General features: G+C 60.2%; 9 protein-coding genes. All 9 read left to right on the plus strand.

Translation table 11 applies throughout. The features are described 5' to 3' along the window. Positions 1-25: 25 nt before the first annotated feature. A complete protein-coding gene (locus ABF757_RS08815; protein ID WP_415481844.1) occupies positions 26-1381 on the plus strand; it encodes an L-serine ammonia-lyase in 1356 nt (451 codons plus the stop codon). 124 nt (positions 1382-1505) lie between these two features. Then, positions 1506-2750: an aromatic ring-hydroxylating oxygenase subunit alpha gene (locus ABF757_RS08820; RefSeq protein ID WP_415481845.1), complete on the plus strand. Its 1245-nt coding sequence runs from the start codon at positions 1506-1508 to the stop codon at positions 2748-2750. Continuing rightward, a complete protein-coding gene (locus ABF757_RS08825; RefSeq protein WP_415481846.1) occupies positions 2747-3832 on the plus strand; it encodes an FAD-binding oxidoreductase in 1086 nt (361 codons plus the stop codon). Before ABF757_RS08820 ends, ABF757_RS08825 begins: the two co-directional genes overlap by 4 nt. A gap of 3 nt (positions 3833-3835) precedes the next feature. Next, on the plus strand, positions 3836-4807 hold the full coding sequence (locus ABF757_RS08830; RefSeq protein ID WP_415481847.1) for a GlxA family transcriptional regulator: 972 nt from the start codon (positions 3836-3838) through the stop codon (positions 4805-4807). 14 nt (positions 4808-4821) lie between these two features. Beyond that, a complete protein-coding gene (locus ABF757_RS08835) occupies positions 4822-6870 on the plus strand; it encodes an oxidoreductase (RefSeq protein WP_415481848.1) in 2049 nt (682 codons plus the stop codon). Between the two features lie 3 nt (positions 6871-6873). After that, the gene (locus ABF757_RS08840) at positions 6874-8763 is read left to right on the plus strand and encodes a DUF3483 domain-containing protein (RefSeq protein ID WP_415481849.1); all 1890 of its coding nucleotides are present in this window, start codon (positions 6874-6876) and stop codon (positions 8761-8763) included. Continuing rightward, on the plus strand, positions 8760-9992 hold the full coding sequence (locus tag ABF757_RS08845; RefSeq protein ID WP_415481850.1) for an electron transfer flavoprotein subunit alpha/FixB family protein: 1233 nt from the start codon (positions 8760-8762) through the stop codon (positions 9990-9992). The genes ABF757_RS08840 and ABF757_RS08845 overlap by 4 nt, the downstream gene beginning before the upstream one ends. Further along, positions 9983-10774 (plus strand): adenine nucleotide alpha hydrolase family protein, encoded by a 792-nt coding sequence (locus ABF757_RS08850; protein ID WP_415481852.1) that lies wholly within the window; start codon positions 9983-9985, stop codon positions 10772-10774. Before ABF757_RS08845 ends, ABF757_RS08850 begins: the two co-directional genes overlap by 10 nt. A gap of 25 nt (positions 10775-10799) precedes the next feature. Next, on the plus strand, positions 10800-11915 hold the full coding sequence (locus ABF757_RS08855; RefSeq protein WP_415481825.1) for an S-(hydroxymethyl)glutathione dehydrogenase/class III alcohol dehydrogenase: 1116 nt from the start codon (positions 10800-10802) through the stop codon (positions 11913-11915). Positions 11916-12205 lie beyond the last annotated feature (290 nt).

The raw sequence follows: 12205 nt of genomic DNA on the forward strand, positions 1-12205 counted from the left end.
GTGTCTTCGTTCTGGATAAAGACCCATGGTCAGCCTGTTTGATCTGTTCAAGATCGGCATTGGTCCGTCTTCTTCTCATACGGTCGGTCCCATGCGGGCTGCGGGTGATTTTGCCGCAACCCTGCCGGGCACTGTCGCACGCCTGCGGGTAACGCTGTACGGGTCTCTGGCCTGGACTGGCAAAGGACATGCTACAGACCGCGCCGTGATACTGGGGCTTGCGGGCTTGCGGCCCGATACAGTGGAAAAAACACAGGCGGATGCGTGTATAGAACGGGCAACGGCGGAGCACCGCCTGAGCCTGAACGGCGCGGATATTACATTCGACCCGCAGGTGGATGTGGTGTTCGATTATGAAACCCCGGCCACGTTCCACCCCAACACCATGCAGTTCGAAGCCCTTGATGCGGCTGGCGCACAACTGGCGTGCCAGCGTGTTTGCTCCGTAGGGGGCGGGTTTGTGGTGGCGGAAGAACAGCTTGCCCAGCAGGCTGTGCCGGACGAGCCCCCGGTACCGTTTGACTTCGTTTGTGCGCGTGATCTGCTGGTTCTGACACGCCAGACCGGGCTGAGCATTGCCGAAGTCGTGCTGGCTAACGAAGTCGCGCTGCGGCCGGGGCATGAAGTGTCTGCCCATATCAGCCGGATTATCGAGGAAATGATGGGGGCGGTGGAGCGGGGCATGCACCATGAGGGCGTGCTGCCGGGCAAGCTGGCCGTGCGCCGCCGTGCGCCGGGCCTGCGGAAACGACTCGAAGCCGACCGTTTTCGTAATCTGCGCACCGCGCATGAAGTCATGGATTGGGTAAGCCTGTTTGCCATTGCGGTGAATGAGGAAAACGCAGCGGGTGGGCGGCTGGTAACAGCGCCTACCAATGGTGCTGCGGGGGTTTTGCCCGCTGTGCTGCGCTATTATCGGACCTTTTGCCCCGATGCGACGAAAGAAGGCGAACAGCGCTTTATCCTGACGGCTACGGCCATAGGCGGGTTGTTCAAGCGCAATGCCTCGATTTCTGGGGCGGAGGTCGGGTGTCAGGGAGAGGTAGGAGTCGCGTGCTCTATGGCGGCAGGTGGCCTTGCGGCTGCACTTGGCGGCGGACCGGAGCAGATTGAAAACGCGGCTGAAATTGGCATGGAGCATCACCTCGGTATGACGTGCGATCCGGTGGGCGGGCTGGTGCAGATTCCGTGTATCGAGCGCAACGCCTTTGGCGCGGTCAAGGCTATCAACGCGGCATCCCTCGCTTTGCGGGGGGATGGGTCTCACCATGTCTCGCTGGATCAGGTTATTGCGACCATGAAAGAAACCGGCGCGGATATGAGCAGCCGTTACAAGGAAACGTCCCAGGGAGGGTTGGCTGTTTGTTTCCCGGAATGTTGAAGGCGTAAAAAAAGTCTTCTGCATGAAAATTTAGGTCGCAATTTCAAAAAAAATTCCGGATGATTATGGCACAGTCTTTGTTACGGCAAGCGAATGGCAGGCCGACAGGCAAGGGTTTGAAAACATGACTGAATCCATAAAGGCTCTTGTTGAGCGGCGTGTCGCGGGAAAATCGCTGGATGCGCCTTTTTACACGAGCGATGAAGTATTCGATCTTGATATGAAGGCGATCTTCGCCAAGCACTGGATTTTTGTGGCGTCCGAACCGGAAGTCGCAGAGCCGGGCGATGCGCTGGTCGTGAATGTCGGGACGGCATCCATTATCATCGTGCGGGATGATGAAGGGGAAATCCGGGCGTTCCACAATGTGTGTCGCCACCGCGGGGTGCGGATGATCCCCGAGGGTGCGACGATGATCGGCAACATCGTCTGTCCATATCATTCATGGACCTATGGGCTGGACGGCAAGCTGAAATTTTATGAGCACATGGGCGAGGATTTCAAGCCCGGTTGCAACAGCCTCAAGTCCGTTGCGCTGCGCTCGATCGGAGGGCTGTTGTTCATCTGCCTGTCTGATAACCCGCCCGGCGATATTGACGAGATGGCCCGCGTTATGGAGGCGTATCTGGCCCCCCATAACCTGCGCGAAGCTCGTATTGCCTATCAGGCAGACCTGATCGAGGAGGGCAACTGGAAGCTGACGATGGAAAACAACCGCGAGTGCTATCACTGCGGTCCCAACCATCCTGAGCTGACCATTCCGCTCTTTGCCTATGGTTTTGGTTTTTCACCGACGGAACTGGACGAAGCCGGGCGCACCGATGCCCAGCGTTACACCGATCTGGTTGAAGCCTCCTGCTCACGCTGGGAAGGTGAAGGCCTGCCCTCGCGTGAGGTCGATGAACTGACAGGGCGCCCCACGGGCTTCCGTACCCAGCGTCTGCCGATTGATCAGAGCGGCGAAAGCTACACCATGGATACGCGCGCGGCCTGCCGCCTGCCGATGGGTGCCGTGCAGGATAAGGCACTGGGTGCGCTGTCTTTCTGGACGCAGCCTAACTCATGGCACCATTTCATGGGCGATCATGTCATTACCTTCACGGCTCTGCCACTCAGCGCGGGTCGTACGTTGGTGCGCACCACATGGCTGGTGAACAAGAACGCGGTTGAAGGGGTTGATTACGATCTGGAGCGCCTGACGGAAGTCTGGAAAGCAACCAACCAGCAGGATGCTGATCTGGTGGCAATCGCCCAGCAGGGTGCGCAGGACCCCGCTTATGAAACGGGCTTCTACTCTCCTTACACCGAAGGGTTGGTAGAGAAATTTGCCGCCTGGTACATCGAACGTCTGAAGGACTATCTTGCATGACGGAACTTTTCCCCGCCATTCTGGATGCGCCAGCCTGGAACTCGCAAACAGACGAAGTCCTGCGCTGCCAGGCGGTCATACAGGAAACGCATGATGTGAAGACCTTTGTCTTCACGGCTCCCGAGCCACGGCGCTTCCTGTTCAGGCCGGGTCAGTTCATGACGCTGGTGCTGCCTGTTGGCGGGGAAGAGGTTAATCGCTGCTATACGGTTTCGTCCTCGCCGTCCCGGCCTTATGCGCTGTCCATAACGGTCAAGCGTGTGCCGGGGGGGCTGGTTTCGAACTGGCTGCACGATACTTTGCGTGAAAACATGGATGTGCGCGTGCTCGGCCCCATGGGTGATTTCGCCTGTGACCGTTCTGAGGCGCGCCGTTTCCTGTTTTTGTCGGCAGGCAGTGGCATTACTCCCATGATGTCCATGTCGCGCTATCTGCTGGATACGCAGAGCGGGGCGGATATCGCCTTCGTGCATAGTGCGCGCAGCCCGGCGGACCTGATTTTCCGCCGCGAGCTTGAGGCAATGGAACTGGCTCATGCCCGCTTCCGCACAGGTTTCATTTGCGAGGGGGATGCCCCGTTCGAGAAATGGCATGGTTATCGCGGGCGGCTTGGGGCGGAAATACTAGCCCAGATCACCCCGGATTTTCTGGAGCGCGAGGTGTATGTCTGCGGGCCTGCCCCGTATATGGCGGCGGCACGCTCACTTCTTGAACGTTCCGGCTTCAACATGAAGCAGTATCACGAGGAAAGCTTCGACTTCGGCACCCTTGTCGAGGACGAGCCCGAGATTGTGGAGACCACGCAGGCCTTGGCGGATACGGCCTATACGATCAGCTTTACCAAAAGCCGCCGCGAAATTGCGTGTTCGTCCGGTACGCCGGTTCTGTCTGCCGCGCGGGCGGCGGGTATGCGCCTGCCGGCTTCATGCGCCAAGGGCATGTGCGGCACTTGCAAGTGCAAGCTGGTATCGGGGGAGGTGGATATGGAGCATCAGGGTGGTATCCGCCAGCGCGAGATTGATCAGGGCATGATCCTGCTGTGCTGCGCCAAGCCTAAAACCGATCTTGTGGTCGAGCGCTGAGCCATGGCGCGTGATCAGTCTCTTGCAGCCCTGCGGCGCTTTGGTTTTCTGACACTGGACAATTACTCCATGATCGCGGTTAGCAACGCGATCGAGGGGTTGCGCATGGCCAACAGACTGGGTCAGGGTGATGCCTATGTGTGGGATATCCTGACCCTGAATGGCGAAGCCGCACGGGCCAGCAACGGGCTGTGCCTGCACCCTACACTTCAGGCTACGGGCCAGCGCTACGATATTATTTTTGTCTGTGGTGGGGTAAATGTCCGGGCTGCGACATCCGAGGCCCTGCGCAGTTTCCTGCGCACGCAGGCCCGAGCAGGAACCATGCTCGGCGCTCTGTGCACCGGCACATTCGCTCTGGCAGAGGCCGGGTTGCTCCGTGGTTACCGCTGTGCAGTTCATTGGGAAAACCTGAGCGCTATTCAGGAGGAATTTCCTGAAATAGATGTGTCGGGCGATATGTTCGTCATTGACCGCAACCGGCTGACCTGCACGGGTGGGTCTGTGCCGCTGGACCTGATCCTGAAAATTGTCGAGGCGCGGTCTGGCACCTCCCTCTCGCGCGCGGTGGCTGCGCAGTTCATTCTTGATCGTGGGCGTGCGGGAGAGGAAAGCCAGCCCGCTGCCAATCTGGCAGGTATGCCACTTGCCTTGCGCAAGGCGGTGCGCATGATCGAAACACAGATGGACCGCCCCCTGCGAGTGGCAACACTGGCAAAAGAGCTTGGTTTTTCGACCCGGCATCTTGAACGAATTTTTCGCAGCCATACCAACACCACGCCTGCTGGGTATCTGTCCGCAGCCCGGCTGGAAAAAGCACGCAGGCTGTTGCAGCAGACCTGCATGCCGGTAACGGATGTTGCTATGGCCTGCGGTTTTACCTCTTCGGCGCATTTTAGTACGGCATATCGGGGGCGGTATGGTTACCCCCCGCGCGATGAACGACGGCAGATGGGCCAGAGCGGCCAGCCCTGAAGGAAACTGACAGCATGAACGCGAATGCGGATGTTCTTCTGCGTCCCCTGCGCATTAAAAATCTGGTCATCCGTAACCGGATCATGAGCACAAGCCATGCGCCGGGTTATGGCGATGGTGGCAAGCCCAAGGACCGCTACCAGCTTTACCATGCGGAAAAGGCACGTGGCGGTATCGGGCTGACCATGTTTGGCGGCTCTTCCTCGGTCGATTGCGATAGCCCAGCGACACCGTGGAACCAGATTGCCGTCTCGGATGACAGTATCATTCCGTATTTTCAGCAATTTGCCGACAGGGTGCATGCTTATGGCGGTAAGCTGATGATCCAGCTTACCCATATGGGCCGCCGTACCCGTTGGGACACGGATGCCTGGCTACCTGTTGTTGCTCCTTCAGTCGTACGGGAACCTGCTTCTCGCTCGGTGCCCAAGGCGCTGGAAGATGAGGATATCAGCCGTATTATCCGCGCCTTTGCCGATGCGGCCCGCCGGTGCAAGGAAGGCGGGCTGGACGGGTTGGAACTGTCTGGCGCGCATGGGCATCTGCTCGACCAGTTCTGGAGCCCGCTGGTTAATCAACGGAGCGATGCCTATGGTGGCTCGCTGGAAAACCGCATGCGTTTCGGGCGGGAGGTCTTTACCGCCGTGCGTGAAGCGGTGGGCGATGACTATGTAGTGGGCCTGCGGATGTCGGGCGATGAAATGCTCAAAGGGGGCATTTCGCACGAGGATGCCATTGCCATTGCCTCGGATTATGCCGGACGCGGGCTGATTGATTTCGTCAACATTATAGGCGGTCAGGCGCGCGATGAAATGTCGCATGCTGTCAGTCTGCCTAATATGGCTTTTCCGGTGGCGCCCTTCCTGCATCTGGCCAGTGGTGTTCGCCGCGAGGTGGATATTCCGGTTTTCCATGCCCAACGCATCATGGATCTGGCGACGGCGGCCCGCGCTATTGCCGAAGGCCATGTGGATATGGTGGCCATGACCCGCGCCCATATCGCGGACCCACATATTGTCAACAAGCTGGCCGCTGGGCGTGAGGATGATATTCGCCAGTGTGTCGGCGCAGGTTACTGCATTGACCGGATTTACGTGGGGGGAGATGCGCTGTGTCTGCAAAACCCCGCAACCGGGCGTGAGCAGACCATGCCGCATGATATTACCCCCGCCACGCAGAAACGACGGGTGGTGATTGTGGGGGGCGGTGTGGCCGGGCTCGAAGCCGCTCGGGTGTGCGCGTTGCGCGGACATGAGGTGGTTTTGTTTGAAAAAGCCGATCGCACCGGCGGGCAGGTAAATAGTGCTGCCAAGGCTGGCTGGCGCGAGGCCCTGTCTGGCATCGTGCGCTGGCTGGATGCGCAGGTGCGTAAACTGGGTGTTGATATTAGGCTGAATACACCGGCCGATGCGCAGGCCGTTGCAGCGCTGGCTCCGGATATTGTTATTGTGGCAACCGGTGGGGTTGCCAACCGGGGAGACTGGCCAGGTCATGAACTGGCCTGCACTGTGCGTGACGTGCTGGACGGTCAGGCAGCGCCAGAAGGCAGCGTGCTGCTCTATGATGAAATGGGCCAGCATAATGCGGCTTCCGCAGCCGAACTGCTGGCCACACGTGGCTGTCAGGTCGAGATGGCAACCTGTGATCGCCTGATTGCGCAGGAGGTGGGTACAACCAACCAGCCCGTGCATCTGCGTGAACTGTATCGTCTGGGTGTCATTATGTCGCCCAACATGGAGTTGCAGGAACTCTACCGCGAGGAAAACCGCGTGGTGGCGGTGCTGCGAAACACCATGACCGGCGAGGAAGAAGAACGTCTGGTTGATACTGTGGTGGTGGAATGTGGCAACCTGCCGCTTGAGGCCCTGTATTTCGACCTCAAGACGCAGTCCGTCAATCATGGCGTGACGGATCTGCCCGCTTTGCTGGAAGGCCGCACGCAGCCAGCGCTGGAACAGGCCGGGCCGGGGGGCTTTGCCCTGTTCCGTATTGGCGATGCCGTGGCGGGGCGCAATATTCACGCTGCCATTTATGATGCCTTGCGTCTGTGCAAGGATTTTTAAGATATGATTCTAACGGCGGCAGGTCTGGCGTGGGTATTGTGCATGGGCGCGCTGCTTGTTGCGGGGCGTTATGTCACGGGTTGGCGGCAGGGGCGCCCGGCTGTCATTGACTGGCGTGCAGGGCTTGCGGCCCTGCCGCGGCGCTATCTTAAAGACGTGCATGACGTGGTTGAACGCAGGCCGGGTGCGGGGCGCATGCATGCGCTGACAGCAGGCGGGCTGATGGCCAGTGTAGCACTGGCTTTGCTGGGGGTTTTGCCCTTTTTGCAGGCAAGCCGTCTGTATTGGGGCTGTGTCGCGCTGTTTGCTCTGGCGGGGCTGGTGGGGGCGGTGCTGGTTTGGCGCAGGCGCTGGCCGCATAAGCCGTCTTTTCTGTCTGGTGGGCGGTTCTACGCCATTGCTCCGGCCATTCTGTGCTGCCTTGGCGGGCTGTGGTTTCTGGCCATGTGGGGCATGGTTGCGGATACACAGACAGGCCCAGTTGTGTGGATAGGGCAGGCCATGACGGGGGCTGGTGGCGCTGCCCTGCTGTGGCTGCTTGGGGCAGGGCCGCTCAAACATGCGTTTTCGGGTGCGACATGGCTGGTTACCCATACGCGCCCGGCCCGTTTTGGTGGCGGGCGCGATACAGCCCTGCGCGGCATTGCGCTGGATGCACCGGTGCTGGGTTGTATCACGCCTGTTGATTTTTCTTGGAATGTTCTGGCCAGTTTCGATGCCTGTATACAGTGCGGGCGTTGCGAGCAGGTTTGCCCCGCTTTTGCCGCAGGCCAGAGACTCAACCCCAAGGCGCTGATACAGGGTATGGCGCATGCCCTGCATGGTGGCAGCTATACGGGGTCTCCTGCGCCCGGGGCTCCGGCTGTAACCGGGCAGGGTGGTATGGCTCAGGCCATTGTGGGAGAAAACGGTTCCATCCACCCTGAAACGCTCTGGGCCTGCACGACCTGCCGGGCCTGCGTGGAAGAATGCCCGATGATGATCGAGCATGTGGATACCATTGTCGATCTGCGGCGCGGTCAGGCACTCATGCACGGGGCTGTGCGCCCGGGTGCGGCAACGGCGCTGCGGGTGCTGCGTGATAAAGGCAACCTTGCAGGGCGCGCACCGGCCGAACGGGCGGAAGGGCTGGCCATGCTGGATGTGCCGGTTCTGGCCGAGGGCGAGGAAACCGATATCCTGCTCTGGCTGGGTGAGGGAGCGTTCGACCGGCGTTACAGCCAGAGCCTTCAGGCGTTGGTAAAGCTTATGCGCCATGCCGGGTTGCGCTTTGCCATTCTGGGTGAGGCCGAAACCGATTGTGGCGACCTCGCGCGCCGTCTGGGCGATGAGGCAACCTTTGAGATGCTGGCGGCAGATGTGGTTACAACCCTGTCGCGCCGTCGCTTTAACCGGATTGTGACAGCAGACCCCCACGCTTTTCATGTTCTGGCCAATGAATACCCATTGCTGAATGCTGGCCATGGACCGTCATGGGTGGTGCAGCATCATACAGGCCTGCTGGATGAACTGGTGCAGGCAGGGCGGCTGCGGCTGAATGCACAGGCCGGTGCACCGGTAGCCTGGCATGACCCCTGTTACCTCGGTCGCTATAACGGGCAGACCGAAGCGCCCCGCCGTTTGCTGGCTGGTGCGTGCCAGAGCGTGGTGGAAATGGAACGCCACGGCATGCAGGCTATGTGCTGTGGGGGAGGGGGTGGCAACCCGGTAAGCGATGTGGATGCGCGCGAGCGTATTCCCGACCTGCGTATGGCGCAGGCACGGCAGGCAGGGGCCGCTGTTGTGGCGGTTGGCTGTCCCGGCTGCACCGCCATGCTCGAAGGTGTTGTAGGCGAGCAGCCGCAGGTGCGTGATATTGCCGAACTGGTGCTGGCCGCCGTGGAGGAAGCATGACAGGCCGTATCCGTCGCTCGCCGTTTGCGGAACGTGCGGCCCGTCGTCAGGCTGGTCAGGCCGGGCGTGTGCGTTTTGTCATGGAGGCTGTAGCCGATTGTGTGCCCGATGGCAGACGCCGTGACCCAAGGGCGGAGCGCGCACGCCAGACTGTGCCGGGGGCTGCGGGGCGCAGGCGGATTGTCTGGGGGAGCGTGCGCCCGGGGCAGGGCGTGGCAGTTTCCGCCGTGCAGAAGCCGCGCACTATCCGGGTAGAAGACCCCGCCATGCTGGTTCTGGCCGTGCCTGATTTTGACGAGATGCGGCTTTCACGTTTTGACCGCCAGATTCTGGGTGCTGCCCGTCTTGTAGCCGATGGCGGAAAAGGGGCCGTGGGCGTGCTCTGTCCGTCTGACCTACCTGAAGAGCAACGTGCAGCGCTGGCACAGGCGGGGGCTGACAGGCTGTTTTTTCTCCCCGCCGGGCGGAGCAACCCGGACAAGCAGGCACGCGCGGTGTTGCATTGGTTCAGGGCAAGTGGTGCAGCCCATATCCTGTTTCCAGAAAGTCCGGAGGGAGCTGATAAGGCGCGCCGTGTTGCCGTGGCCGGTGGCTGTGATTTCATGGGCGGTATACAGGCCTTTTCACTCCGGGCGGTGATAGCCCCCTGCCGCGCCATGCGGCGCGAACGTGTGGTGCAGGCACTGCCGCAGATCATGACGCTAGAGGAAGATCGGGTGGCCGCTTATGCCGGTCTGCCCCATGAAATTCTGCATACAGACAGCCTGACGGAGGATGCAGCCGAAACGCCTGTGCACACATCGCGTGTGCGTATTGGGGACGCCATCGCGGGCGATCCTGCCAGCCTGCCTCTGGCTGAAGCACCTTTTGTGGTGGCGGCAGGCAACGGAGTGCATGACTTTACGACCTTTGGCGAAGTGGTGCGGGCCTTGCGGGCCACTCCCGGCGCCAGCCGTGTCGTGTGCGATAGCGGGTATATGCCCAGGCAGACACAGGTTGGCGCGTCTGGCACGGTACTGGACGCCTCCTGTTATCTGGCCATGGGTATTTCAGGTGCCCCACAGCATTTGCAGGGGATCGGACGGGTGGAAACGATCATCGCCGTCAATACGGATCTGCATGCCGCCATGGTGGCGCGCGCGTCTTTGGCGATTATTGCTGATGCTCAGGATGTCATGCCCGCCCTGCTGCGGCTTTTGCAACAGGAAGGAGAAAGCCCATGCGCGTAGCCGTTGCTTTATCCTGCGGTGTGGATTCCCTGTCCGGGCGTGTGGCGCCGGTGCTTTCGGAGTTGCATGCCATTGGCTTTGCCCGGCAGCTTTCGGCTGATGTGGTGGGCGTGCATGTGGGGGCGAACACGCCGCTATTGCGTGATTATGCGGCTTATGGCCTGAGCCGAATTGACGTGCTGGCAGAGAGTGATGCCGAAGGCGCGGGCTCTGTTGGCGCTGCACTGGCTGCGTGGCTGCGAGCTAATGCGGATATCAGCGTGCTGGTAACAGGGCATAAGGCCAGTGGCGCGCAGGATAGCGGCCTTGTGCCGTTTGAGGTTGCCCATGCGCTGGACTGGGCGGTGGTGTCGGATGTTGCTGCTGTTGTGACCATGCTTGAGGGGGGAGAGGGTAACAACGGCACTTTGCAGGTGTTGCAGGCGCGGCCACGCGGGGTACGCAGGCCCGTGTTTGTTGATGGCCCCTGTGTGCTTGCAGCCCATGAGCGCACGGGGTGTGTGCCTGCGCGTATCCACGCTGTGGGGCGGGCGGCCCATATCGAAAATGTTCATCCGGTGAGAGAGCCGGAGGGAGCGGAGGCGCGTGGTGCAGAGGGCGAAATCCGCCCGTGGCGTGCGCGCCCGAAGTTGATGAGTGGCTCTGCTGACACCGCTCAGCAAGGTAGCGGCAAAGTAATGGTTGCACCAACGGCGGATGAAGCGGCGCGGGCCATCATTGACCATTTGCAACAACTGGGGCTGGGGCCATCCGGCACGGCCTCTCGCAATGTGACTCAGTAAAAGTCTTGATCAGGGGATAAAGAGAATGGACGTAAGGGCAGCGGTAGCATTTGAAGCTGGACGTTCTTTGGAGATTGAGCGCGTTCAGCTTGAAGGTCCGCGCGCGGGCGAGGTTCTTGTTGAGGTGAAGGCGACCGGGCTTTGCCACACGGACAAGTATACGCTTTCTGGAGCGGACCCTGAGGGTCTTTTTCCGGCGATTTTGGGGCATGAAGGGGCTGGCGTTGTTGTGGAGGTTGGCGCTGGCGTGCAGCACCTGCGTCCGGGCGACCACGTAATCCCGCTCTATACGCCTGAGTGCCGTGAGTGCAAATCATGCCTTTCGCGCAAGACGAACCTGTGCACGGCTATCCGCTCGACACAGGGCAAGGGGCTGATGCCCGATGGCACATCGCGCTTTTCGTTCAAGGGACAGCCGATCCATCATTACATGGGCTGCTCGACCTTTGCGAACTACACGGTTCTGCCGGAAATCGCGCTGGCGAAAATCCGCCCGGACGCGCCGTTTGACAAGGTCTGCTACATTGGCTGCGGTGTCACGACAGGCCTTGGCGCAGTTCTGTTCACGGCGAAGGTGGAGCCCGGCTCGACGGTTGTGGTGTTCGGCCTTGGCGGCATTGGTCTGAACGTGATTCAGGGCGCGAAGATGGTGGGTGCGGACCGGATTATCGGTGTTGACATCAACCCTGCGCGTGAGGCGATGGCGCGCCAGTTCGGGATGACGGATTTTGTAAACCCGCGTGATCTTGGGCCGAATGGCGATATTGTCGGGCACCTTGTGGAACTGACGGGCGGTGGGGCCGACTACACGTTTGAATGTGTTGGCAACCCGACACTGATGCGTCAGGCGCTGGAATGCGCGCATCGTGGCTGGGGTGTTTCGACGATTATCGGTGTTGCGGCTGCGGGTCAGGAGATCAGCACGCGTCCGTTCCAGCTTGTGACGGGACGGCGCTGGATTGGCTCTGCCTTTGGTGGTGCGCGTGGTCGTACGGATGTTCCGAAGATTGTTGACTGGTATATGGAGAACCGGATCAACATTGACGACCTGATTACGCACAAGCTTCCGCTGGAGCGTATCAACGAAGGCTTTGACATGATGGAACGCGGCGAAAGTATCCGCACCGTCGTCGAGTTCTGAGAAACAGACACACGGCCCCGCTGCATGACAGCAGGGCCGTGTGAAATCCTGTACTGATACCAAAAATAAAAGTCGGGTTTTCATAACTCGGTCCGGTTGCTCACGCTATGCTTGGTGCAAGATCGCGGGTTGGAAAAAACCTTACCCTGTAAAGAAAGATGTTTAATCTTTCATGTTGTGGGAGAGAGAGCGCATGTTGGATACACCCTCAGGAGCTTGCGCCACGGAGCGTGAGCGTTTTTTCAACGCTGACCTTGAGACGACGGATGTTGCGATTTTTGAAGCGATAA

The sequence above is a fragment of the Acetobacter papayae genome (assembly GCF_047721125.1).
In the GTDB taxonomy this organism is placed as follows: Bacteria; Pseudomonadota; Alphaproteobacteria; order Acetobacterales; family Acetobacteraceae; genus Acetobacter; species Acetobacter papayae.

Excerpts from the sequence above, each read along its gene's own strand:
- ABF757_RS08815 (WP_415481844.1), top strand. The coding sequence starts at position 26 with ATGGTCAGCCTGTTTGATCTGTTCAAGATCGGCATTGGTCCGTCTTCT.
- ABF757_RS08820 (WP_415481845.1), top strand. The coding sequence starts at position 1,506 with ATGACTGAATCCATAAAGGCTCTTGTTGAGCGGCGTGTCGCGGGAAAA.
- ABF757_RS08825 (WP_415481846.1), top strand. The coding sequence starts at position 2,747 with ATGACGGAACTTTTCCCCGCCATTCTGGATGCGCCAGCCTGGAACTCG.
- ABF757_RS08830 (WP_415481847.1), top strand. The coding sequence starts at position 3,836 with ATGGCGCGTGATCAGTCTCTTGCAGCCCTGCGGCGCTTTGGTTTTCTG.
- ABF757_RS08835 (WP_415481848.1), top strand. The coding sequence starts at position 4,822 with ATGAACGCGAATGCGGATGTTCTTCTGCGTCCCCTGCGCATTAAAAAT.
- ABF757_RS08840 (WP_415481849.1), top strand. The coding sequence starts at position 6,874 with ATGATTCTAACGGCGGCAGGTCTGGCGTGGGTATTGTGCATGGGCGCG.
- ABF757_RS08845 (WP_415481850.1), top strand. The coding sequence starts at position 8,760 with ATGACAGGCCGTATCCGTCGCTCGCCGTTTGCGGAACGTGCGGCCCGT.
- ABF757_RS08850 (WP_415481852.1), top strand. The coding sequence starts at position 9,983 with ATGCGCGTAGCCGTTGCTTTATCCTGCGGTGTGGATTCCCTGTCCGGG.
- ABF757_RS08855 (WP_415481825.1), top strand. The coding sequence starts at position 10,800 with ATGGACGTAAGGGCAGCGGTAGCATTTGAAGCTGGACGTTCTTTGGAG.